General features: G+C 67.5%; 17 protein-coding genes and 1 pseudogene. 10 read left to right on the forward strand and 8 right to left on the reverse strand.

The window, feature by feature from the left end; all coding sequences use genetic code 11:
- Positions 1 to 102: 102 nt before the first annotated feature.
- Both bcsA and bcsN read right to left on the reverse strand, forming a co-directional pair.
- Positions 103 to 2,280: a UDP-forming cellulose synthase catalytic subunit gene (bcsA, locus tag AUL36_RS04935; protein ID WP_156418260.1), complete on the reverse strand. Its 2,178-nt coding sequence runs from the start codon at positions 2,278 to 2,280 to the stop codon at positions 103 to 105.
- A 517-nt stretch (positions 2,281 to 2,797) separates the two neighbouring features.
- A complete protein-coding gene (gene bcsN / locus AUL36_RS04940; protein WP_192843781.1) occupies positions 2,798 to 3,703 on the reverse strand; it encodes a cellulose biosynthesis protein BcsN in 906 nt (301 codons plus the stop codon).
- Positions 3,704 to 4,464: 761 nt separating this feature from the next.
- On the opposite strand from bcsN, the gene AUL36_RS04950 reads away from it, so the two are divergent.
- The 4 genes from AUL36_RS04950 to AUL36_RS04965 all read left to right on the forward strand — a co-directional run bounded on the left by AUL36_RS04950 (position 4,465) and on the right by AUL36_RS04965 (position 10,809).
- Positions 4,465 to 6,420 carry a putative bifunctional diguanylate cyclase/phosphodiesterase gene (locus AUL36_RS04950; protein ID WP_062218612.1) on the forward strand — a complete coding sequence of 652 codons (1,956 nt, stop codon included), beginning with the start codon at positions 4,465 to 4,467 and terminating at the stop codon, positions 6,418 to 6,420.
- Between the two features lie 235 nt (positions 6,421 to 6,655).
- Positions 6,656 to 7,243 (forward strand): SCO family protein, encoded by a 588-nt coding sequence (locus AUL36_RS04955; RefSeq protein WP_062218614.1) that lies wholly within the window; start codon positions 6,656 to 6,658, stop codon positions 7,241 to 7,243.
- A 56-nt stretch (positions 7,244 to 7,299) separates the two neighbouring features.
- On the forward strand, positions 7,300 to 10,158 hold the full coding sequence (locus AUL36_RS04960; protein WP_192843782.1) for an RICIN domain-containing protein: 2,859 nt from the start codon (positions 7,300 to 7,302) through the stop codon (positions 10,156 to 10,158).
- Positions 10,159 to 10,515: 357 nt separating this feature from the next.
- Entirely contained in the window at positions 10,516 to 10,809 is a 294-nt protein-coding gene (locus AUL36_RS04965) for a hypothetical protein (protein WP_156418262.1), read from the forward strand.
- Here AUL36_RS04965 and AUL36_RS04970 read toward each other — a convergent pair.
- On the reverse strand, positions 10,806 to 11,561 hold the full coding sequence (locus AUL36_RS04970) for a BPL-N domain-containing protein (protein ID WP_202814739.1): 756 nt from the start codon (positions 11,559 to 11,561) through the stop codon (positions 10,806 to 10,808). The two genes, AUL36_RS04965 and AUL36_RS04970, sit on opposite strands and share 4 nt — an antisense overlap.
- Positions 11,562 to 11,838: 277 nt before the next feature.
- Between AUL36_RS04970 and AUL36_RS24530 the strand changes: the two genes are divergently transcribed.
- Both AUL36_RS24530 and AUL36_RS04975 read left to right on the forward strand, forming a co-directional pair.
- Entirely contained in the window at positions 11,839 to 12,021 is a 183-nt protein-coding gene (locus AUL36_RS24530; RefSeq protein ID WP_244497033.1) for a hypothetical protein, read from the forward strand.
- Positions 11,966 to 12,211: a nuclear transport factor 2 family protein gene (locus AUL36_RS04975; RefSeq protein WP_244497034.1), complete on the forward strand. Its 246-nt coding sequence runs from the start codon at positions 11,966 to 11,968 to the stop codon at positions 12,209 to 12,211. The genes AUL36_RS24530 and AUL36_RS04975 overlap by 56 nt, the downstream gene beginning before the upstream one ends.
- 44 nt (positions 12,212 to 12,255) lie before the next feature.
- Here AUL36_RS04975 and AUL36_RS04980 read toward each other — a convergent pair.
- Positions 12,256 to 12,648 (reverse strand): annotated as a pseudogene (locus AUL36_RS04980) (GFA family protein).
- A gap of 19 nt (positions 12,649 to 12,667) precedes the next feature.
- Positions 12,668 to 13,054 carry a VOC family protein gene (locus AUL36_RS04985; protein WP_062218622.1) on the reverse strand — a complete coding sequence of 129 codons (387 nt, stop codon included), beginning with the start codon at positions 13,052 to 13,054 and terminating at the stop codon, positions 12,668 to 12,670.
- Between the two features lie 140 nt (positions 13,055 to 13,194).
- On the opposite strand from AUL36_RS04985, the gene AUL36_RS04990 reads away from it, so the two are divergent.
- The 4 genes from AUL36_RS04990 to AUL36_RS05005 all read left to right on the forward strand — a co-directional run bounded on the left by AUL36_RS04990 (position 13,195) and on the right by AUL36_RS05005 (position 18,280).
- Positions 13,195 to 14,025: an ATP-binding cassette domain-containing protein gene (locus AUL36_RS04990; protein WP_244497035.1), complete on the forward strand. Its 831-nt coding sequence runs from the start codon at positions 13,195 to 13,197 to the stop codon at positions 14,023 to 14,025.
- 6 nt (positions 14,026 to 14,031) lie between these two features.
- The gene (locus tag AUL36_RS04995) at positions 14,032 to 14,874 is read left to right on the forward strand and encodes an ABC transporter ATP-binding protein (protein ID WP_062218626.1); all 843 of its coding nucleotides are present in this window, start codon (positions 14,032 to 14,034) and stop codon (positions 14,872 to 14,874) included.
- 89 nt (positions 14,875 to 14,963) lie between these two features.
- A complete protein-coding gene (locus AUL36_RS05000; protein WP_062218628.1) occupies positions 14,964 to 16,472 on the forward strand; it encodes an ABC transporter substrate-binding protein in 1,509 nt (502 codons plus the stop codon).
- Positions 16,469 to 18,280 carry an ABC transporter permease subunit gene (locus AUL36_RS05005; protein WP_244497036.1) on the forward strand — a complete coding sequence of 604 codons (1,812 nt, stop codon included), beginning with the start codon at positions 16,469 to 16,471 and terminating at the stop codon, positions 18,278 to 18,280. The genes AUL36_RS05000 and AUL36_RS05005 overlap by 4 nt, the downstream gene beginning before the upstream one ends.
- Positions 18,281 to 18,290: 10 nt before the next feature.
- Here the strand turns inward: AUL36_RS05005 and AUL36_RS05010 are convergent, their stop codons facing one another.
- The 3 genes from AUL36_RS05010 to AUL36_RS05020 all read right to left on the reverse strand — a co-directional run bounded on the left by AUL36_RS05010 (position 18,291) and on the right by AUL36_RS05020 (position 22,796).
- Positions 18,291 to 20,264 (reverse strand): methyl-accepting chemotaxis protein, encoded by a 1,974-nt coding sequence (locus AUL36_RS05010; protein WP_062218630.1) that lies wholly within the window; start codon positions 20,262 to 20,264, stop codon positions 18,291 to 18,293.
- A 313-nt stretch (positions 20,265 to 20,577) separates the two neighbouring features.
- Complete coding sequence (gene eutC, locus AUL36_RS05015) at positions 20,578 to 21,396, reverse strand: ethanolamine ammonia-lyase subunit EutC (RefSeq protein ID WP_062218631.1); 819 nt, start codon at positions 21,394 to 21,396, stop codon at positions 20,578 to 20,580.
- An 8-nt stretch (positions 21,397 to 21,404) separates the two neighbouring features.
- Positions 21,405 to 22,796 (reverse strand): ethanolamine ammonia-lyase subunit EutB, encoded by a 1,392-nt coding sequence (locus tag AUL36_RS05020; RefSeq protein ID WP_062218632.1) that lies wholly within the window; start codon positions 22,794 to 22,796, stop codon positions 21,405 to 21,407.
- Positions 22,797 to 22,960 lie beyond the last annotated feature (164 nt).

A 22,960-nucleotide genomic window follows, 5' to 3' on the forward strand; every position in this document is an offset into this window, starting at 1 on the left:
GTCTCTCGCCGCTCATGTCGAAGGGCGCAGGCTGCGCGGCGGCGGAGCCCGGCCAAGCGATGGCGGCGGCCAGAAGCGCGAGGGCGGATGCGGCGGTGCGTTTCATCCGCGCGCCTCCGCCGGCTTGGCTTTCGCGGCTGGCTTGCTGCCGATACCGCGCAGGAGATAGCCCAGCCCTCGGAACGTCTGGTAGACGCACACGCCGAAGAACCAGAGCGAGCCCCGCAGAATGCCGGGATTGCGCCGACGGGCGCGCTGAAGCTGCTGCCATTGCCCGGAATCGGCAAAGATCAGATCCGCGATCAGCCGGTTGTGATGCGCGCTGTCGGCGGCAAAGGCACAGCCGAGCACCGTGCTGCCCTCACCGCGCTGGATGCGCTTGAACACGAGCGGAATCGTGTCGCGTCCGCTTTCCAGCTCGGTGCGCACCCGCAGCGTCGCGCTGGTGCCGCGCTCGACCTCAGGCGGCAGCGCGCCCATGACACGCACCGAGACACCCGAGACCGAAACATCCTCGATCGTGCCGGCCAAGAGGGTTCCCTCGATCTGGATGTCGCAGCGCCGCTTCACCGCGATGCGTCGGTTGGCGGTCGGCGTGCCAAGTTCCGACACGACGCCGAGCGTGCAGCCCGCGATCACGAGGTTCAGGACATTCCACGCGCCGACCACCATGGTCAGATCGGCGCGGTAGGGCTCGTCGATCACGCGCCAGACGGTCGCCGCCAGCCCCAGAAGCAGGACGGCGAAGATCACATAGAAGGGCAGGCCGATTTCCGACACGCGGCTTTCCGCGATCGACTCGTCCTTGGCGGTCACGTTGAAGGTCGGCTTGCGTGGATGCAGCATGGTGGAGACGACGGCGGGCAGGAGATGGACGCTCTGCACATATTCGTAGAGCTCGGAAATCCACGGCCAGCGGAACGAGCCATACATGGAATTCTGCATCATCAAGTTCACGGCCATGTAGGTCAGCGTATAGGCGACGAACTCGCCGGACGACGCCGTGAAGATCTGCAGCCCGAAGAAGAGATAGAAGAGCGGTGCGACGAGGAACATCAGGCGCGGAAAGGGAAACAGCCAGAACAGCGTCGAGGACGTGTAGCAAAGGCGCTGCGGAAACGAGAGCCCGCGCTTGAAGAGCGGGGCGCGCAACAACAAAATCTGCATCATGCCCTGCGCCCATCGCGAGCGCTGGCCGATGAAGGAGGCGAAGGTCGCCGGTTGCAGGCCCGCGATCAGCGGCTTGTCGAGATAGAGACTGTTCCAGCCGCGCGAATGCAGCTCGACCGCCGTCTCGCAATCCTCGGTGATGGAGATGCCCGAGAAGCCGCTCGTTTCCACCAGCGCCTCGCGATGCAGAAGCGCGGCCGAGCCGCAGAAGAAGGCGGCGTTCCACTTGTCGAGCCCGCGCTGGATGATGCCGTAGAACATCTCGTTCTCGGAGGGCATCTTGTCGAAGGTGCGCAGATTGCGCTCCAGCGGGTCGGGATTGAGAAAGAAATGCGGCGTCTGCACCAGGAACAGGCGCGGATCGTCCTCGAAATAGCCGACCGTTTCGGCCAGGAAATCACGCGCGGGCGCGTGGTCGGCGTCGAACACCGCGATCAGCTCGCCGGTGGACTGGGTCATCCCGTGATTGAGATTGCCAGCCTTGGCGGAGGTGTTGCGCGCGCGCGTGAGATAGCGCGCGCCCAGCGCCTCGCAGAGCGCGTTCAACTCGGCATGGCGGCGCTCGGCGGCCTCCGCCGAGACCATATCGTCGGACTGGCGCTTCTGGTCCGTGCCGCCATCGTCCAGCAGCCAGACTGTGAAGCGGTCGGCGGGGTAGTTCATGGCGAGCGCGGAGGCGAGCGTATTGGCGAGCAGCTTGGTCGGCTCGTTGTAGGTCGGCACGAAGACGTCCACGCTCGGCGGCTTGCGGCCCGGCGTGAGCGAGCGCGAGGGGCGCGGCGGCACGGGCGCGGCCACCACGAAGAGGCTGAGCGCCAGCATGAAGACGCTGTACATCTCGGCAAGATACAGGAGAAAACCCGGAATGAAGTTTTCGAGCTGGTTGACCGGCGGCAGGGTCGAGGTCGTGCGCCAATAGACGTAGCGCAGGACGATCGAGGTTCCGAGCGCGAGCGCCACAAGACGCCAGACGCCGCCCAGATCCAGCGTCTTCAGGATCACCATGACGCCGAGCACGAAGAGCACCGCGAAGAGCTGCGCCTGAAGGCTGACGGGCAGCGTGATCACCGCGATCGCCAGGATCGAGGCCAGGATCCACAGAAGCGTCATTCCCACTCGCAACATGCACTCTCCCGATCTGGAGCCCATCCCTCGAACACCGGTTCGAGGGATGGGCTCTAGGATTTTGGCGTCTCGCATTGTCCGGACGCGAAAGCCGACCCGGCTTTCGCTGGAAATGCTCTGGAGCGGACCCCAGGCAGGCCCGCAACCCCCGGTCATCTTACGCTTCATCGAAGGAGAGACGCCCGAGGCGAAACGTCCCCTCTCCGCCCGTCACCAGAACATCGCGCGCGGCGTTAATGAAGTGTGAATGAAATTCAGGGTTATATCCGCCTTACCCGCATTGCGCGCAATCGTCGCACCCGCGGGTCAGCAGCCGCTCGCTCCCATCAGGCGACCGTCGGCGCAGATCGCCGGCGGAGCCACCACGGGACGCGCCGGCGTGGCGGCGGGTGACGCGGTGCCGGGGGGCGCGGGAACGAGGGCGGCGCTGACCCCTGCAGCGTCGAGCGAGGTAACGCCCGGAGGCGGGGGCACCGGGGGGCCGACGGGCTGCGGCAAGGGCTCAAGTGCGGCGGGCGGCGCGGGCTGAAGTCTCGGCACGGACCGCACGGCCGCCCGGGGGCGCGGCGCGGCGCGCGCGAGGGGGCGGGGCGGGTTCGCTCACGGGCGCGGCCGATGCCACGCTGGCGCTCGCAGGCAGGAGCGGCTCGGGATAAACAGGCGCGCCGCCCTGTCCCAGCGTCGGCGAGGGCGAGGGCGGATCGCCATAGGGCATCCAGGAGAAATGATTGAGGAAGGCGTTGACCCCGAGCCCGTAGAGCGTCGCCAGAAGCTGCGCCTCGCTCGCCCCCGCCTCGCATTGGCGCAGGCGCAGGTTGATGATGCCGCGCGGGCGCAGGATCAGCGTCGCATGGTCCGTGCCGCTCAGCCGCTGCCAGGCATAGAGGCAGGTCGTGCCGCCGACCTGGCCCGTGGCATAGCCGAACGGCCCGTAGCGGTTCTGAACGTAGAGCGCGGAGCGGCGCATCGCGACGCCGGGAAACTCCTGCCGCAATTCGCCCGCGATGTCGGCCCGCGCCAGCGAGCGTTCCGAGAGCGCCGTGCGCCCGGAGGTCGAGGCGTCCACCGGGCCGATGAACTGGACGCGCATCCGGCTCTGCCCGGCCGCGCCACCTCCGCCCGACAGGACGATCTCCTGCTCCACACCGTTGCTGAATCGCTGCTCCAGCACGCCGACGATGGAGGGGCCGCCAGCCGCCGGCAAGACGAAGGCCTCGCGCGGCGCCACGTCCCGCACGGTGGAAAAGCGATCGATCTCGCCGCGCGCGGCGCAGCCCGACAGAAGCGCAAGTGCAAGCAGCCCGCCCCCTATCGGCTTGCCCGCGATGCCGGACCGGAAAGCTCTCAGGCGAGACCGAGCGCCGGCAAGGCGGGGCCCAGAGTTCGGCCAATCAGCTGCTTTCATCATCAAGATCGCCAGTTGCACTCGACAGGTGCCGGGACTCCCGGTTCTCTCAGAGCTAACAACCGGAGCTTGCGCCAATCTCAAAGACGATACGAATGCCTTATAATGTACCCTCTGGTACCGGGTCGCAGCCAGTCGAAGCCACCTCGATGCTGTAACGGGGCCGGAGATTGGTCTGGCCCGGATGCCGAAGGGGATAGTCCAGACCGGCCTTCTCACGGATGGTGCCGACGGCGGCCAACGGGGCGAAAGTCGGGGGAAGATTGACTTGGCACAGGCGTGGATCGCCGTGCGCGCATCGTCCTCGGTACCCCATTCCAGCGCCTTCGCGACGGCCATCGAAGCGGCATCGCCCGTGCGCTGACTCAAGGACTGATTCAGCCGCCGGGTCGAGAGATCGACGATGCCACCCAGCGCGCGACCAGAAGGATCGATACCGTAGACAAACGAAAATTTCGCGAATCCGTTGGAAATTTCTATATAAAGATCAAGAAATGCTACGACATCATCTTAAATAAGATAATTATACATTCCTAATTTACCTCCCTTTTTCCCTTTATAATTTTCGTTGTTAGAATGTTCTTTACGAACGGACGATACGCTCCGCCACATAACCATAGAGGCGGACGATCGACGCTCCGCGTCATCGAGTCTGTCCGGTTTCTCCTGTTCTGCCGATCGACGATCCGTCGCGGAAGAGGCGAGGTGTTCGGGCGAACGGGTCGCCAAGGCCGGTTGCGGTCGGAGACCGAAGGGAGGCATTCTTGAGTGGCGATCATTTCAAGGGAGCAGGCTCCGTCGAGCAGGCGCGGTTCCATACGCTGGCGCGGATCTGGCCCGCGCTCTATGTCGCCCTGGTCGGCGACATGCTGGCCGTAGCCCTGGTCCACGCCCCATCCGCGCCATGGTGGGCCTGCTTCATCCTGCCGGGCGTTCTCGTTCCCAAGGCCCTGATCTGGGCCGTCAGGTGGTATCGCAAGCGCAACATCATCCCGTCGGACGAGGACTGCACCAAGGCCTTGCGATTTCTCGGGTGGGAGATCGGGGCCTGGATAGCGGTGATCGTCGGCTGGGAAGCCTATATCTCCCAATGGGGCAATACGGAAACACTGGTGGTGCTCATGCTCTGCATGGCCGGCCAGATGGTGTTCATCCTGTTCGGTCTGCTTCAGCTTCGGGGAGCCTCGTTGGTCTCCGGCGCCTTCTGCGCCCTCGGCCTCATGTATCTGGGCTCCACCATCGGCTCCCGGCAGGGGGCTCTGGCGATCGCGGCCGTCCTCACCTTCGGCTTCGCCGGTCTGGCGCTCGTCGCCCGTGCCTATTTCAGCGACTTCAGCAGCCTCGTGTCCTCGCGCCTGACGCTGGAAGCCAAGGCCGAGGAAATCCAGGCCCTCAGCGAAAAGAACTTCGCGCTCGCCAACACCGATGCGTTGACCGACATCGGCAACCGGCGCAGCTGTTTCCACGATCTGGAAAAGGCGCTGGAAACCTCCGCCAGGACTGGCCGGCCGCTGGCCTTCGGCATTCTTGATCTCGACGGGTTCAAGGCCGTCAACGACAGCAACGGGCATGTCGTGGGCGACCGGCTCCTTCATGCCATGGCGGCGCGCGTTCGCACGACGCTGGGCAGTCGCGGCCATGTGTATCGGCTCGGCGGCGACGAATTCGCCTTCATCATCGTGGGGGAGGACGCGCCGGAGCATCTCCTCCAGATCGGCGACGACCTCATCGCCAGCGTTCATTCCCCCATTCAGGTGGGCGAGTTGCGCCTCCTGCTCGGCGGCTCGATCGGCTTTGCCAGCTGCCCGCGCAATGCCGACAATGCCGAGGATCTCTACGACCGGGCCGACTACGCCCTGTTCCACGCCAAGCGCACGGGCCGCCTGAAGACCGTGGTGTTCGACGAGGAGCACGAGCGCAGCGTGCGCCAGACGGCACTGATCGAGCGCTCGCTGCGCTCGGCCGATCTGGCGGCGGAATTCTTCCTGACCTTCCAGCCGATCGTGGATTCCCACCAGGACCGGACGATGCTTCTCGAATGCCTGGCGCGCTGGCAGAGCCCGACGCTCGGTTTCGTCTCGCCCGGCCAGTTCATCGTGGTGGCCGAGCAGTCTGGCTTCATCTCGACGCTCACCCCGGTGCTTCTGGAAAAGGCGCTTCGGGCCGCCAAGCAATGGCCGGAAGAGGTCGGCATCTCCTTCAACCTGTCGGGCCACGACATCGTGGCGCCCGAAAAGGTCCTGAACCTCATCGCGATCCTGATGCGCAGCGGCATCTCGCCCCGCCGCGTCGAGTTCGAGGTGACGGAAACCGCCATCATGATGAATCTTGATCAGGCGCTCGCCAACCTCCACCTCCTCAAGAACACGGGCGCGCGCATCTCTCTGGATGATTTCGGCACCGGCTATTCCTCGCTCAGCCAGATCCAGAAGCTGCCGCTCGACAAGATCAAGGTGGATGGCAGTTTCGTGCGCGATCTCGAAAGCAACGAGGCCAGCCGCAAGATCGTCAGCTCCGTCAGCGCCCTGTCGCGCGATCTGGCGCTGGCCTGCGTGGTGGAAGGCGTCGAAACGCGCGAACAGCTCGACATCCTGCAAGGGATCGGCTGCTCGCTGATCCAGGGCTACTTCTATTCCAAGCCCATGCGCGAGGCCGATGTCGGAGCCTTCCTCGACCAGCAGGACGTAACCCGCGAACTGGCCCGCGCCGCCCGCACATAACCGACGACGATCGTTTCGGATCAGCCCGGCGCAGGTCCTCGCGGCCCGCGCCGGGCTTTGCGCATCGTCTGCGCGGGGACGGGCGCCAAAGGCATCCGAGCGCCTTTTTGCGAGTTCGCACACACTTGATTCAGCCTCGCTCGCGCCAGTCCGTCATGGCGGGCCGATCTCAAGCCTTTTTTAGCTTCCGCTACGTTAGCTGGGCCGGAATTCCAGTTGGAGGCTTTGGCCGATCATGAAGCCCTGTTGCAGGACGCTACGAACCCTCGCGCGCGCGCTGGCACCGCTCCTCGCCGTGCTCGGGCTTTGGGCGGCGTTGCCCGCCGCAGCCGCCGGCCTCGTGGACCAGACCGGGCGTGCCTTCGATGAGGCCGCGCTCGGTGGCGGCTGGCATCTCGTTTATTTCGGCTACACCAACTGCCCGGACATCTGCCCGACATCGCTGTTCGAGATGACGGCCGCGCTCGATCTTCTGCCGGAGGCGAGCCGCGCCGAGATCACGCCTGTCTTCATCACGCTCGATCCGGCGCGCGACACGGCCGAAGGCATGGCGCGCTATGTTCAGCCGCTGGGCCACGGCTTCGTGACCGTCAGCGGCGACGAGACCTCGGTGGATCGCTTCGCCTTCCGGCACCGGATCGTGGCCGTGCGCAACGTGCATCAGGGCGCGAACTATTCGGTGGATCATACGAGTTCGGTGCTTCTCCTCGGCCCGGATGGCCGGGAGGTCGAGCGCTTCCCCTATGAGATGGACTTTCACGAGGTCGCGCGCCGCATGGCCGCGCATATGGCCGCCGCGCCCGCTCGCGCTCCCGGCGGCTGAGCCCGACCGCCCTCTCGACGCTCTTTCCCGTTTTCACCCGATGAATGGTGGCTTCCATGGCACGCTCTTTCCTCCCTGCCGCTCCCAACATCCGCTGGCGCCGCGAGGCCCTGCTTGCGACGGCGGCCGTCGCGCTGGCGCTGGGTTGCCCCTCTCCGGTTCTGGCGGGCGCGCCCAATATGGAGGGGCGCTGGAGCGACGTGTCCGCCTGGCCGCGCATTCCCATCCATTCCGCGCTGACGCCGGACGGCAAGGTCGTGACCTTCGGCGCGACCCCGCAGAACAACCAAGGCGGGCTCGACATCGACATCTGGGACCCGAAGCTGGGCCTGGGGGACGATGCGCATGTGACCCTGCCCAACAGCATCAATGTCGATAGTTTCTGCACCGGTCAGGTCATAGAGGCCTGGAGCGGCGAGCTGCTCATGGTGGGCGGATCGAACAATGCGGACGACGACAACACCTTCAAGACATCGAGCTTTTCCTACAAGACCCGCGCGCTGACCGCCCTGCAGCGGGTCGCCTATCCCCGCTGGTACGCCACCACCACGACGCTGCCGGACGGGCGCATCATCGTGAACGGGGGCGTGAAGCCCTATTCGAACTCGGCCGACGCCAGCACGACGGCCGAGCTGTTCACGCCCGGCCAGGGCTGGCGCGCGCTCACCGGAACCACGCAGGCCCGGCAGGGGGCGGACGACCACGAGCGCCGCTACTGGTATCCGCGTGTCTTCCCGACCGCGAACAACAAGATTTTCGTGCTGGCCGGCAAGATCATGTACCGGATCGGCTATGACGGAAACGGCTCGTTCGGCGATGTGCAACCCTTCGACGGGCCGAACTGGGGCGGCACCGCCTCGACCGTGCTGTTCGCGCCCAACAAGATTCTCCAGTTCGGCGGCGGCATCACCTTCAACGAGGACCAGTCGGCCCCCGCCGGCTCGCGCAATGCCAGCATCATCGACTTCTCGACCTTCCCCTACAAGGTCTCGGACACCGGCCAGATGGCCTATGGCCGCCATTGGGTGACGGGCACCGTCCTGCCGACGGGCGAGGTCCTGGCCACCGGCGGGGCGGAGGGCAACAACACGCTCCAGAACGTGGCCTATGCCGCCGAAATCTGGAATCCGCAGAGCGGCCAATGGCGCACGGGAGCCTCGATGAAGGTTCCGCGCCTGTATCATTCCACAGCGCTTCTCCTGCCGGACGGGCGCGTTCTCGTGGGCGGCGGCGGTGCGCCGGGCCCGGTCACCGGCAACAATGTGGAGGTCTATTCGCCGCCCTATCTCTTCGGCGCGGACGGCAATCTGGCTGTGCGCCCGGTGATCTCGAGCGAGCCCGGTACGGTGCGGCTCGGCCAGACGATCCAGGTTTCGGCCACAGGCAACCGGCCCATCGCGCGTTTCACCATGGTCAAGACCGGCGCGGTCACGCATAGTTTCAACACCGACCAGCGCTTTCTGGAGGTGCCCTTCACGAAGTCGGGCGACGGCTATGCGCTGACGCTGACCGGCAATGCGCTGGAGGCGACGCCCGGTTACTACATGCTGTTCGCTCTGGACGATCAAGGCGTCCCTTCGATCGGCAAGATGATGCGCCTGCCCTCGCCCACGGCCGACAATGGCGACACGCCACCGCCGGCCCAGAACGGCGAGACCGGCGGCCTCGGCCCCGTCGTCGCAGACACGGGCGGCAACGCGGGCAATGCCGGCGGCACCAATGCCGGCGGCGCGGCCATGCCCGCTGACGGAAACGCGACACCGCTGATCGCGTCCCATTCCAATCTCTGCCTTTCCGTTCAGGGCGGGGGCGATACGGAAGGTGCACAGGTTCTGCAGGAAACCTGCAATGGCAGCGCGATCCAGAAATGGACGTGGAAGCAGGCCGATGGCGGCTACACCCTGGTCAACAGTCAAACCAACAAGTGCCTCGACGTCTATAATTTCAAGACCGACGACGGCGCCGCGCTGGTTCAATGGGGTTGCTGGGGCGGGGACAACCAAATCTGGAAGCCGACCCAGACCGCCCAGGGCCTGACGCTCATGTCCAAGCAGACCGGCAAATGCGTGGATGTTGCAGGCGTCTCCATGCAGTCCGGCGCGCAGGTCTTCCAATGGACCTGCAATGGACAAGCCAACCAAGCCTGGACGACAGGCACGGCGGCCGGCAACGGCAATACCGCCAACGGCAATACCGGCGGCGGCGCGACCTCGGGCGATGTCACGGCCAACGCGCCGACCCAGTGGACCCAGATCGGCACGCAGGGCGCCAAGATCGCCTCGGCCGCCGACGGCACGACGCTGACGGTCAACTCGGGCGACGGCACCGTCTGGCGCTACCAGAGCGACAACAATTGGGTGGCGCTGAACGGACAGGCCATGAAGGAGGTCGCGGCGGGCGGCGCCAACCGGATCTACGGCATCGGCACCGACAGCGCGATCTATCGCTGGACCGGCACGGCCTGGACCCGCGTTGGCGGCTGGGGCCGCACGATCTCGGCCGCGTCGGACGGCACGGTCGTCATCACCAACGACAAGAACGAGATCTGGCGCAAGAACGCCGACGATTTCAACGACGGCTGGACGCGCGTCAACGGCACCAGCGCCAAGGTCGTCGCCATCGCCGCCAACCGCTTCTGGTCGATGGGCGCGGACGGCAAGGTCTACCGGTATGACGGCACCGGCAACTGGAACCAGGTGGGCGTCACGATATCCGACATCGCCGCCTCGGGCGATGGCTCCATCAGCGTCGTCAACACGACAACACGAGAGATCTGGCGCAAGACAACGGACGACAACAACGGGAACTGGACCAAGGCGATGGGCAAGGGCCTCCAACTCGCGGCCCCCAGCGCCCGCTGGCTCGTGGTGGTCGGCACCGACCGCAGTCTCTACCGCTTCGCCCCGAACGGCTGAGCGAGCCATCCTCGACACAGCGCCGGCCCGACCGAAACGGTCGCGGCCGGCGTATCGATTCATGGGTGTATCCAGGGTCTGCAGCACGCCCCATGGCAGGCTTCGACGCCGACACCGCCCTTTCCAGGCAAGTCCTCAGGACCCGGGGACGGACCTGTTCGGGTCGACCGACCTGGGCTTGTTCCCGTCGAGCATTATTGCCGGCAGACACAATCCCTCGCCCGCCCTCCGCCCGATGGGTCCGTCCCCGGTTCTCAAACCGCGCAAAGGATGAAAGAGGGAAAGCGGCCTTCGCATCCCATCGGATTGTTCGAACCTCCCGTGGCCATGGGCGTTCAAGGCGCGGCCTTGGGGAAGATGCGCGTCGACGGCGCGACGCATGAGGCCACCATCGGACTGCACGGATGCGATCTCCGATGCGGCCCCTCCCCGCTCGATCCGATGGGGCGCCATGCAATCTCGCTCGAAACCCGGTTCGACCCCGACCACCTCGCCGTCAAGACGCACAGGCTCGCCGCGCTCAGGTCCGGCGACGAGAAGCGGCTGGCGCATTGGCTGCGGTTCGTCGATCCGTTTGGTGATCCATCCCGGCGGAGCTTCCCCGGCTTCGACAGCGTTTGCCGTCTCGCCTCGGTGTCACGCTCCGCCTAGCGGGTGGCTGCGGCTTGAAGACTGTTCTGCCGGAAGGCGGCGAGGAGATCGTCCATGGGCCGGCCCTGGTGCATGCGATCGAGCGGCAGATGCGCGCCATCGAACCAGCCGGCATCGGCCTCCGGGTGCGGACCGCTCAGAACCACGATCCCCCGGCCGAACCCGTAGCGCGCGGCAGCGATGTCGCCGTTCTCGTAGGTCGCGATGGTGCGGAACTCGGGGTCGTCGTCGGAGCGAAGGAGATAAGCGCCGTCCTGAAAGAACATCGTATTGGCGCGGCCTGCCCAGGTGAGGTCGATCGCGGCATCCTCGATCGTCTGGATCGGGAAACCCGGCCGGCCGACTTCGCTGTCCATTTCATGCGGCACGAGGCCGAGATGCGAACCGCCCGCGAGATAGGCGCCCATACAAAGGCCGAGATAACCGCCGCCCCCTGCCACGAAATCGCGGATCGCGTTCACGCGCTCGTCGCCGAAGCTGTGAAAGGACGCGTCCATGTCCTGCCCGCCGCCCGGCTGCACATAGAGATCGTAGCGCGCCAGCGTCTCGGCCGAGATGTCGATGGCCTCGTCGGGGCCGACGAGATCGACACGGTAGCGCGCGTCGCTGCCCTCGATGGCGCGCTGGGCCGCTTCGGAGCAGCCCTCGCAGCCGGCCGGCCCGCGATAGACGGCAACATGCACAAACCCGTCGGAGCCCGTCGAGGTCGGCCCGAGCGCCGAAAGGGTCGCCAGACCCAGTGAAGCCGCCATGATCAGACTCCCCAATGTCAAACTCTCGTCCTCCGGCGCGAAGCGAACCATCCGGTTCCCTCCCCGCAAGCACCATTGCCCACCGCGCGTTCCCGGCCGCGTCGGTTTGGCTCAGGCCTCACGCCAGAAAGCCGCCACGGTTCGGCCCCGTTCGCACCGATTAGCAGCCCATTGCGTCGAGATGGTGGGCGGGGGCGGCCGGATGGGCGATGCTTGACCCAAGCCGGCTGCGCAGCCACAGACGGGCGTTCCCTCTCGCGAACCCATGGAGCGTCCGATGAGCGAGACCCTCGACCCCGCCTATCCCGTGCAGATGCAGCTCAAGGCCTATAACGCGCGCGATATCGACGCCTTCATGATGTGGTGGGTCCGAGGACTGCCGCTACTATGCCTTTCCCGACACGTTGCTGGCGGACGGGGCGCAGGCGATCCGCCGACGCCACGTGGAGCGCTTCCGTGAGCCGGATTTGCAGGGACGCCTACTGCACCGCCTGACGGTCGGCAACCTCGTGATCGATCACGAAACGGTTCGGCGCAGCTTTCCCGAAGGCGTCGGCGAGGTGGACGTCGTCTGCCTCTACGAGATCGAGAACGGCAAGATCGTGAAAGCCTGGTTCAAGATGGGCGAGAAGCGGCTGTCGGCTGGTTGAAGCTGCTCCTCCAACCGAGATCGCCGGAGGCGGCCCCGAAGCGCTCAGTCCTCCCTGCGGTCGGTCCCAGTTCTGTCCCGCTCATATTGATGCTTGACCGGAAACGCCGGAAGCCAGGCTTCGCGGCGTACGGTCCAGAGTTCGTAGGTCGGACGAAGCTGATCCGGGGCATCGAGGCTTCCCAGATCAATATTGATCTCGTCCCCGCTGCGCGAAAAGACCGACGATCCGCAACGGGGGCAGAAGCATCGGCCCTGATAGTCCTTCGCCTCGCCTGTGACCGTGACGGCTGCCTAATCGAAGACGGCCGAGGCGTGGAACAGCGCGCCATGGAACTTGCGGCAGTCGAGGCAATGGCACAGGCCGACGCGATGGGGTCGCCCCGTCGCCACGAAGCGGAGATCGCCGCACAAACACCCGCCCGCATATCGGTCCATCGTCAGTTCTCCCGTCCGTTTAAGACGCGCCGGCCACCGGACCTTCGGACTCTTGCATCAGCTCGATCCGGTTTCCGAACGGGTCATGGACATAACATCGGTGGTAGCCATCGAGCGGTTGGTCTTCGAGGCAGGGATAGCCGCCGGCTTCCAATCGAGCGATCAGCGGGGCCAGATCATCCACGATGAAAGCGGGATGAGCCTTGCCCGCCGGCCGAAAGGGCGTCTCGACGCCCAGGTGGATTTTGAGATGGCCGCTCTCGAACCAGCATCCGCCCCTTGCCGCAAGATGACGCGGCTTGGGGACTTCGGGAATGCCGAGGATGCCCGCGTAGAACGCGACCGCTCTTTCTTCTTCGCCGACGGGCATGGCCAGTTGAACATGATCGAGACTGAGAACCGCCAATCGAACCTCCCGCCCGCGCCTTGAGGGCTCGTCGGATGGTCGCGCCGAAAGCCCCTTCGCGCAAGCGCGCTCCTCCGCACGCTCAGAACCAACCCGTTCCTATCAGCATGAAGGATTTGTAATGTTATAACGATCGCGCTATGGACCGCCCTCAGGAAACGAGTGCGGTGCGGTGGGCCATGCTGGAGATCGAAAGCTTGCGCGTTGCCATGAGCGGGCGCGTTCTTCTGGATGGGATCGGCTTTTCGCTTCGCGCGGGCGAGCGGGTATGCCTGCTCGGCGCGTCGGGCTCCGGCAAATCGCTGACGGCCGCCGCCATCACCGGCATTCTGCCGGCCGGCTTCCACAGCGAGGGCTCGGTGCGCGTGGCCGGGCACGAGGTTCTGCGCCAGCGCGCGCCGCAAAGACCCAAAGATGCACGCGTCGCCCTGGTCTCGCAGGACACGCAATCGGCGCTCAATCCGCTGGTGTCGATCGGCGCGCAGCTGGTGGAGCCGCTGCGCCGGCACGGCGGGCTCGGGCGCGAGGCGGCCAGGGACGCGGCGCTGGCGCTGTTGCGCTCGGTCGATCTGCCGGCCACACCCGCCTTTCTCGAAACCAGCCCCGCGGATCTGTCGGGCGGCCAGCGCCAGCGCGTGTGCATCGCCTTGGCGCTCGCCTGCCGCACGGGCCTGATCGTCGCCGACGAACCCACCACCGCGCTGGATCTCGTCACGCAAGCAAAGGTTCTGCGCCTGCTCGGCGAGCGCACGGGCGACCAGGGGCCGGCGCTACTGCTCGTAACGCACGATCTGTCGGCCGCGCGCATGGCCTGCGAGCGCGTTCTGGTTCTGGCCGAAGGGCGCATCGTAGAGGACCGGCCGATGGACGACCTCTTCGCGGCCCCGCGCCACACCTTCACGCGCGAGCTGGTCGCCTGCGCGCTGGCCGAGGCCCGCCCCTTCTCCCCGGCTGAACTCGAGGCGGCGTAACGCCCGATGGCACAGCCTCCGCTCAACCCGGACGGATCGCTCCTCAGCGCGCGCGCCCTGGCGCTGAGCTATGGCGCGCCGGTCGGTTTGTGGCGTCGGGCCGAACGGCAGCGCGTCCTCTCCGACGTGAATCTTTCCATCGCGCCGGGCGAGCGCGTGGCGCTGGTCGGGCGCTCCGGTTCGGGCAAGACGAGCCTGCTCCGCGCGCTCCTGGCGATCGAGGCGCTGGATGAGGGCGAGATCGAATGCCAGTCGCGCCGGGTTTACCCCGGCAGCGCGGCCGCGCTGCGCTGGTACAGGCGCGCGGTGCAATATATCCCGCAGGACCCCGCCGCCTCGCTCGACCCGCGCATGAGCGTTCTTCGGCAGGTCTGCGAGCCGCTCCTGCGCCTGTGCGACGAGCGCGCTCCGGCCGCGCGCGCATGTGAGGCTCTTGCGCTTGTGGGGCTCGGGCTGGAGTTTCACGATCGACGACGCGGCGAATTGTCGGGCGGGCAGGCGCAGCGTGTGACGATCGCGCGCGCCATCGCGCCCCGGCCGCAGCTCGTGATCGCCGACGAGCCGATGAGCGGGCTCGACCTGCCGATCCGCCGACAGGTGGGCGAAGTGCTGCGCCATCTCTCCGAAGCGGAGGGAACCGCGCTGCTTCTCGTCTCGCACGATCTCGCCGCCGTGGCGCTTCTCTGCTCGCGCATCCTGGTGATGAGCGAGGGGCGCATCGTGGAGGACCGGCCGACGCGCGAGCTGATCGCCGCGCCCCGCCACCCCGCGACGCGAGCCCTGGTGGAGGCGGCGCGGGCGACGCAGCCCGGCCTTTCCCCCGCGCCCTGGTGCTGCGAGCGGCTGTGACGCCGCCGGACAGCGCCTCGCTCTTTTCGAACCCTGATCCCCTCTTCCCTCCCCGGCCGCGCGCCGCTTGACCGTCAAGGACGCCCTCCATGTCTCGCATCCGTCTCTCGCCCCGCCCCATTCTCGCCGGCCTTCTCGCCCTCGCCGCTGTTTTGCCGTCCGGCGCGATGGCGCAGGAGGGAGCGACAGCGGGACAGCGCCTTCGCCTCGCCATGCTCCAGCCGCCGCGCTCGGGGCTGAACCCTCTGACCGACGACGCCTTCAAGCTGTCGCGCTGGAGCGCGGCCGAGACGCTGGTGCGGCTCGATACCGACGGCACCCCGCAGCCCCTGCTTTCCACAGGCTGGACACGCGTCGACGAGAGGACCTGGCGCTTCGACATTCGCGACAACGTGCTGTTTCATGACGGCACGCCGCTCACCGCCGAGCGTGTCGCCGCCTCGCTGACGGCGGCCACCAAGGCCGTGCCCAAGCCGCGCATTCTCGATGGCGTGCAGCTGGAGATCGAGACGGATGGCGAGCGCGCGGTCCTCGTGCGCAGCGCCGTCAGCGATCCGCTCCTGCCCAACCGCCTGTCGAGCCCGCAGCTCGCCATCTTCGCCGCGCGGGCCTATGGCGCGGACGGGCGCGTCAACCCGATGGAAGCCGGCACCGGGCCTTTCGTCCTGAAGGAGATCAACGGCACGACCAGCGCCCGGCTCGACCGGTTCGACGCCTATTGGGGCGAGCGCGCCCGGCTTGCCGGCATCGACGCCGATTATGTGCCCGACGGCACGGCCCGCGCGGCGGCGCTGCGCACCGGGACGGCCGACGTGGTGGAGGCGATCCCGGTGTCGCAGGCCGCGCTTCTCGACCCCGAGCTGATCCACGAAGTGCCGATGCCGCGCACCAACACGCTTTATCTCAACACCCGGCGCGGCCCCTTTGCCGACGCGCGCCTGCGCCGCATCGCAGCCGCCGCGATCGACCGCGCCGCGCTGGTGCGCACCGTCTATGAGGGCCGGGCGGACGTGGCCAAGGGCCTTCTCGGCCCGGCCCTGCCCTGGGCCGCCGCGCTGCGCGGCGAGCCCGCCGCGCTCGCGCCCGAGGACAAGGCCGATGGGGCCGAGATCGTGCTCGGCACCTTCACCGACCGGGCCGAACTGCCGGAGGTAGCCGTGCTTCTGGAGCAGCAGCTGACCGCCGCCGGCTTCCGCGTGCGCCAGGATGTGCGCCAATACGCCCATATCGAAGCCGATGCGTTGGCCGGGCGTTTCGACGCCTTCATCCTGTCGCGCGCCACCGTTCTCGATTCCGGCGATCCGGTCAGCTACATGGTGTCGGATTTCTCCTGCAAGGGCTCCTTCAATATCGCGCAGCTCTGCGACGAGGGCGTGGACGAAGCGCTCCGCCGCGCCGCAGCCGCGCCCGCCGGGGACGAGCGCCAGCGTGCCGTAATCGCGGCCGAAGCGGCGATCCTGGCCACGGGCGCGGCGGTTCCCATGCTGCACGAGCGGGTGATGCAGGGCGAGGCTGATGGCGTCAACGCCGCCGCGCGCGACCCGCGCGAGCGCGAGCTGGTGCGCACCGCCACGACCCTGGCGAGCGCGGGTCAGTGACACCGGACGCCTCGCCCAACCTCGCCGGGAAGCGCTCGCGCATCCCGGCGAAGAGCAGCGCAAGGGGCGGGAGCGCCGCCGCGCGCCTTGCGCCCTTGCTGCCGGCGCTGTCGCGGCTGGTCACGCTGCTGGCGGTTCTGGTTCTGGCGGGCCTTCTGCCCTGGCTTTCGGGCCGCGATCCCGCGCTCAGCATTCTGCGCGCGCGCTCCGGCGAGCAGGAGGCGACCACTGAAGCACTGAACGCCATCCGCGCGCAGCTGGGGCTTGGGGACGGGCCATGGACCTCGCTTTTCGTCTGGGCCGACGGTCTCCTGAAGGGGGATGCAGGTGTTTCGTGGGTATCGGGCGCGCCGGTCCTGCCAGGCATGGTGCAGGCGACGGGCGTGTCGCTGACACTCATGGCCGCCGCGCTTCTCGTGGTTCTGCCGGTGATCGGCCTGATCTGCGCGCCGGTCCTGCGCGCGGGGTTGCGGGGAGAGGCGCGTCGCGGCTCGGGCGCCGTGCCCGCCGCGCTGACGGCGCTGCCGGAATTCGTGCTCGCCACCGTGCTCCTCGTGGTGTTTTCGGTGTGGCTACGCGTCTTTCCGCCCTATGGCTGGACGAGCTGGACCCACGCGGTTCTGCCCGCGCTCGCCCTCGGCCTGCCCGCCGGCGGCCTGCTCGGCCGCCTGTTTGCCGATGGGCTCGCCACGACGTTCAGCGAGCGCTGGGTCACGACCTGGAGCGTCGCGGGCTTCTCGAACGCGCGCATCGCGGGGGCGGTGATCGCGCGCACGCTGCCTGGCCTTCTGCCGCAGGTCGGCATGGTGCTGATCGCACTGACAGGCGGCGCGGTCGCCGTCGAAAAGGTCTTCTCCATTCCGGGCCTCGGGCGCGCGACGCTCGGCGCGGCCTCGGCGCAGGATCTGCCGACGCTGCGTATGGGCCTCCTGATCCTTCTCACCCTCGCGATCATGATCGGCAGTCTGGCGACGCTCGCCGGCGCATGGCTTCTGCGGCCTGCGATCCGCAGCGGCTCGCTTCCGGTGGCGCAGGAGCCGGAGACCCCGCGCGGCGGGTTCGTCGTGCCGGGGCTCGCCCTGTCGCTTCTGGTGGTGCTGGTGCTGGCCGGGCTCGGGCGCGATCCCTTCACCTCGGCCTATCTGCGCTTGGAAGCGCCCAGTCTCGCCCTGCCGCTCGGCGCGGACGGGACGGGCCGCGATCTTCTGGCGCGCGTCTCGCACGGCGCGGCGACGACGATCGGCCTTGCCTTTGTCACCACGCTTCTGGCCTTCCTGATCGCGCTGGTGGCGGGCAGCTTCCCGCGCCTCATGGCCGGGCCGATCGAGATCACCAAGGCGACGCCGCCGGTCATTTCCGGCCTTTTCGTTGCCGCGATCCTGGGTGCAAGCTCCAGCGGGGCGATGCTGGCCGTGCTCGCGGTCGCCTGGGCGCCGCTCGCAGCCCATGTCGCCGCCCTGTCGCGGCAGTCGCGCGCCCAGCCGCACGTGCGCATGGCCCCGCTGCTCGGCGTCGGCCCGCTGCGCCTCACGCTGCGCTATGTCCTGCCGGCGGTGGTCGGCCCGGCGCTGCGCCATGCCATGCTGCGCCTGCCCGGCATCGCGCTGGCGCTCGCCGCGCTCGGGTTTCTGGGCCTGGGCGCCCGCCCCCCCGCGCCCGAATGGGGCCTCGTTCTGGCCGAAGGGATGCCCTATCTCGAACGCGCGCCCTTCGCGGTTCTGGTGCCGGCGAGCGCGCTGGTGCTGCTCGCCGTCTTCGCCGTGTCCGCCGCCAATCTCAGCTGGCGGCGGCGCGTCAGACGCCGCTGACAGAACCCGATCAGGCGGCCTTGCGCAGCGGGGCCGGCTGGAACTCCACGCCATCCGAGGCGACGGCGGAGGCCGGCTCGGGATCCTCGGCCCCGCGCGGCGCCTCGGAAAGCTTGAAGAAGCCGACCCGCTCGTTCAGCACCCGACCCTCGTCCGACAATTGCTCGGCCGTCGCCGCCATCTCGCCGGCCGCGCCGGCATTGGCCTGTGTCACCTGATCGAGTTGCACGATAGCCTGGCTGATCTGCGTGATGCCGACCGACTGTTCCTGACAGGCGGCGGCGATCTCGGCCACCAGATCGGAGGTGCGCTTGATGTCGGGCACGAGCCGATCCAGCATCCGGCCCGCCTCGTCGGCGACGTTCAGCGTCTCGTCCGACAAGCCGGCGATCTCCTCGGCGGCCACGCGCGAGCGCTCGGCGAGCTTGCGCACTTCGGAGGCCACGACCGCGAAACCCTTGCCGGCCGAGCCGGCGCGCGCGGCCTCGATCGCGGCGTTCAGCGCCAGAAGGTCGGTCTGGCGGGCGATGTCCTGCACCACGCGAATCTTGTCCGCGATGGTGCGCATGGTCTCGACGGAGCGGGATACGGCTTCGGCGGTGCGCTCCGTGCTGGCGCTGGCCGCGCGGGCGATGGCATTGGTTTCGGCGGCGTTTCCGGCGTTCTGGCGGATATTGGCGCTCATTTCCTCCACCGCGGCGGAGGCCTGCTCTGAGGCGGCAGCCTGTTCGGTCGCGCCCGAAGACAGACGCTCGGCGGCCTCGGAGGTCAACGCCGCATTGGACGAGACCTGCCGGGCGGAGTTCAGAACGCCGCCGACAATGGAGGTCAGACGCTCGCCCGTCTGATTCATGCTTCGAAGCAGCACGCCCACTTCGTCGCGCGAGCGCACCTCGGCGCGCTGCGTCACGTCGCCCGCCCCGATGGCTTCGGCCAGTTCCACCGAACGCGCGATCGGACGGCGCACGACGCGATCGACGATGACAGCCAGAAGCGCCAGCGTCGCCACCAGAATAGCGCCGCCGCCGAGCAGCATCATCTTGGCCTGTTCGCGCGCGGGGCCCGAAATCACCGTCGCGGGCACATCCACCACCGCGATCCAGCGAGCATCGAGACCCGGCAGATCGAAGGGCAGGAAGATGCGCTCGGCGGGCTCGCTCAGCGTCGTGAAGGTGCCGGACGCCTGCTGTGGTTGTCCCGTCGCAAGGGCGTCTTCCAAGGCCTTTCTGCCGACCGCGCTGGTATAGGGTTGGTTCAGGTGGGCCGCATCGGGGTGGGCGATCCACTTGCCCTCGCCCGACAGGAGCGTGACCCGGCCGCCGAAGGGCCGCAGGCTTGCCAGAGACTCCAAAATCCTGCCGAGGCCGATGTCGATGCCCGACACGCCCAGGAACGTTCCGTTCGACACGACCGGGAAGGTGACGCTGACCATGGACTGATGCACAGCCGTCGACGTATCGAGATAGGGCGGGGTCATCGCGCCCTTGCGGCTCTTGGCCGTGAGGGTCCAGAACGCCTCTTGGTACGAATTCTCGAAGGATCCGAAGGCAATCGTGCCGTCCGGCGCGCGCGTCCAGGTCGGATTGAAGTGGCCTTGAGAGTCGCCGGCGAGCTCCGGCACATTGGCGAGATTCTGCCCATCGAAGGGCCGGCTGGCGTCTTCCCCGAACCAACTTCCAACCGTGAGCGGATTGTCCATAAGATTGGGCTTGAGGCTTTGAATCACCCCCTTGCGATCCCGGTCGCCCAACGCATGCCTCTCTCCGATCGCCCCGGCCATGGACCGGGCCGCGCCGGCCAGTTCCATGATGGGTGCCGTCACCAACCCGGCCACGGCCCGCGCCTCCGAACGAATGGAGGCGGCTACCATCGCCTGGGTCTGCTCTTTCGAAATCAGGGCGAGGTAGGTCATCGTCGCGCCGACGGTCAGCGCAATGCTGATGCCGGCTGCGATCAGGAGCTTCGCGGTCACGGACCATCGCATGGGGGAACTCCTTCCAGCGATCTGGGAAATCGGATGAAAGGAGCATCGCAGTCGGACGTTAAACTCGTCTAAGTTGACGCAGTTCGATGACGAACATTGTTAACAATTGCCTACCTTAGCCCGACGGGCCGTTGCGGCGGCTGGTCGCAGGGTGCGATCTGCGCGCGGCAACCGGGAAGCCTGCGAACCGGGCACAGGCGCCATGAGGCGCCAAGCCCGTTCTGGGAGCGGAGCCGATGCAAGCGCAAGCAGCAACGACGCCGATAGGCGGAACGAGTCGGCGGGCCGACCGTGCGCCGTTCCTTGCCGGCTTCTAATCCCCCGCCGTCAGAAAATTCCGGCCGCCGGGCGCGGCGAGGCTGGCGGGGGCGTCTTCCTCGTCCTTCAGGAGAACGCCCGAAAGATTGCGGCGGAAGGCCTCCAGCATGAGATAGACGAGCTTCTGTGCCGCGCGCGGCGGCTGAATGCCTTCGCTGCGCACGTTCGAGATGCAGTTGCGGGATTCGTCGGTGAGGCCCGGCCTGGGGTCGAGCGTCAGATAAAGGCCCATACTGTCGGGCGAGGACAGGCCCGGCCGCTCGCCGATCAGCACCACCACCATGCGCGCGCCAAGGAAATGGCCGATCTCGTCGCCCACCGCCACGCGCGCCTGACGCACGATCGAAATGGGTGCGACGGTCAGGCCATGGCGGGCGAGCAGGGGCAGAAGCTCGGCCAGAAGGCTGACGGCGTTCTCCTCGATCGCATGGGCCGACAGCCCATCGCCCACCACCAGCGCGACATCCACCGGCTCGGCCCCTCTCGCATGGGCAAGCAGCATCTCGCGCGAGGCGTCGTCGAGGCTGCGCCCGGCATCGGGGCGCTGAAGATAGGTCACGCGGTCGCCCGCGCGGCTGGCGAGCGGCAGCGTCTCCTGGCCGAGGCCAGCGATGGCGCGCGCCAAGGCCTCCGCGTCCAGTTCGCGCTGCACGGCGTTGCGCGCCTTGGCATGGGCGAACTGGAATTCGAGATGCGGCGCGGTCGGCAGGCTCGTGCCCGCGCGACCGAGCGCGATGCGCGCCGCCGTGTGACGGCGCAGCTCGGCCCAGGGGTTGGGAACGACGGGGGTGGCGGGCTGATCGTCGGACGACATGGGAAACCTCACCCCTTCGCGACGCTCAGCGCCCGCGCAAAGGCGGGCGGCAGATCGGCGCCGAGCCGGAAGGGCGCGCCGCGCTCCACGATGCCGGCCTCTTCCAGCCAGGCCTGAAACTCCGGCGCGGCCTCGAGGCCCAGCGCTTTTCGCGCATAGAGCGCATCGTGGAACGAGGTCGTCTGATAGTTCAGCATGATGTCGTCCGAGCCCGGAATGCCCATGATGAAGCTGATGCCGGCAACGCCCAAGAGTGTGAGCAGCGTGTCCATGTCGTTCTGGTCGGCTTGGGCATGGTTGGTGTAGCAGATGTCGCAGCCCATCGGCAGGCCGAGCAGCTTGCCGCAGAAATGATCTTCCAGCCCCGCGCGGATGATCTGGCGGCCGTCATAGAGATATTCCGGCCCGATGAAGCCGACCACGGTGTTGACCAGAAGCGGGCGAAAGACGCGCGCCACGCCATAGGCCCGCGCTTCCAGCGTCTGCTGGTCCACGCCGTGATGCGCGCCGGCCGACAGGCATGAGCCCTGCCCGGTTTCGAAATACATGGCGTTGTCGCCGATCGCGCCGCGCCTCAGGCTGGCGGCGGCCGCATAGCCCTCGCGCAGGGTCGAGAGCCCGATGCCGAAGGAGCGGTTGGCGGCTTCCGTACCGGCGATGGACTGGAACACGAGATCGACCGGCGCGCCCCGGTCGATCAGCTCGATCGAGGTCGTGACGTGGGTCAGCACGCAGCTTTGCGTCGGAATGCGATAGCGCTGGATGATCTCGTCCAGCATCTGCACCAGGGTGGTGACCGCCGACACGCTGTCGGTCGCCGGGTTGATACCGATGGTCGCATCGCCCGAGCCGTACATCAGCCCGTCGAGAATGGAGGCGGCGATGCCGGCGGCATCGTCGGTCGGGTGGTTGGGCTGGAGGCGCGTCGAAAGTCGGCCGGGCAGGCCAATCGTGTTGCGGAATTTCGTGACCACCCGGCACTTGCGGGCGATCAGGATCAGGTCCTGATTGCGGCAGATCTTCGAGACGGCGGCCACCATTTCGGGCGTCAGGCCGGGGGCGAGCTTCGTCAGCGCGGCCTCGTCCGCCGCGTCCGACAGGAGCCAGTTTCGGAACTCGCCGACCGTCATGTGCGAGACGGGCGCGAAGGCGGCGAGATCGTGCGTGTCGATGATCAGCCGGGTGATCTCGTCGCTTTCATAGGGAACGACGACCTCCTGAAGAAAGGTCTTCAGGGGAACATCGGCCAGCGTGAGTTGGGCCGCCGCGCGCTCTTCCATGTCGACAGCCGCAACGCCGGCCAGCGTATCGCCCGAGCGCTCCGGCGTCGCCTTGGCGAGCAGGGTCTTGAGGTCCGCGAAGACATGGCGTCGGCCGCCGCGATCGAAATGATAGGCCATCGGACGCTCCTTTCGAACAGAATCTCGCCGCGCCGGTTTTATTGCGACGCGGGAGCTAGTTTACGATTCCGGGCGGCGAGCGCCAGTCCGCCCGAGCCGGGAATGCCAAGCTTTTCTCAGGGCTTCGAAACCGGCAGCGCCTGTCCGCGCACGGTGTGGCGGGG

Origin of the sequence: Aureimonas sp. D3 (assembly GCF_001463805.1) — a bacterium.
Taxonomy (GTDB): domain Bacteria; phylum Pseudomonadota; class Alphaproteobacteria; order Rhizobiales; family Rhizobiaceae; genus Aureimonas; species Aureimonas ureilytica_A.

Bases quoted from the DNA above. Each gene is read 5' to 3' on its own strand.
- bcsA (WP_156418260.1), bottom strand. From the start codon at position 2,280: ATGACGCTTCTGTGGATCCTGGCCTCGATCCTGGCGATCGCGGTGATC.
- bcsN (WP_192843781.1), bottom strand. From the start codon at position 3,703: ATGATGAAAGCAGCTGATTGGCCGAACTCTGGGCCCCGCCTTGCCGGC.
- AUL36_RS04955 (WP_062218614.1), top strand. From the start codon at position 6,656: ATGAAGCCCTGTTGCAGGACGCTACGAACCCTCGCGCGCGCGCTGGCA.
- AUL36_RS04960 (WP_192843782.1), top strand. From the start codon at position 7,300: ATGGCACGCTCTTTCCTCCCTGCCGCTCCCAACATCCGCTGGCGCCGC.
- AUL36_RS04965 (WP_156418262.1), top strand. From the start codon at position 10,516: ATGCGCGTCGACGGCGCGACGCATGAGGCCACCATCGGACTGCACGGA.
- AUL36_RS04970 (WP_202814739.1), bottom strand. From the start codon at position 11,561: ATGGCGGCTTCACTGGGTCTGGCGACCCTTTCGGCGCTCGGGCCGACC.
- AUL36_RS24530 (WP_244497033.1), top strand. From the start codon at position 11,839: ATGAGCGAGACCCTCGACCCCGCCTATCCCGTGCAGATGCAGCTCAAG.
- AUL36_RS04990 (WP_244497035.1), top strand. From the start codon at position 13,195: ATGGACCGCCCTCAGGAAACGAGTGCGGTGCGGTGGGCCATGCTGGAG.
- AUL36_RS04995 (WP_062218626.1), top strand. From the start codon at position 14,032: ATGGCACAGCCTCCGCTCAACCCGGACGGATCGCTCCTCAGCGCGCGC.
- AUL36_RS05000 (WP_062218628.1), top strand. From the start codon at position 14,964: ATGTCTCGCATCCGTCTCTCGCCCCGCCCCATTCTCGCCGGCCTTCTC.
- AUL36_RS05010 (WP_062218630.1), bottom strand. From the start codon at position 20,264: ATGCGATGGTCCGTGACCGCGAAGCTCCTGATCGCAGCCGGCATCAGC.
- eutC (WP_062218631.1), bottom strand. From the start codon at position 21,396: ATGTCGTCCGACGATCAGCCCGCCACCCCCGTCGTTCCCAACCCCTGG.
- AUL36_RS05020 (WP_062218632.1), bottom strand. From the start codon at position 22,796: ATGGCCTATCATTTCGATCGCGGCGGCCGACGCCATGTCTTCGCGGAC.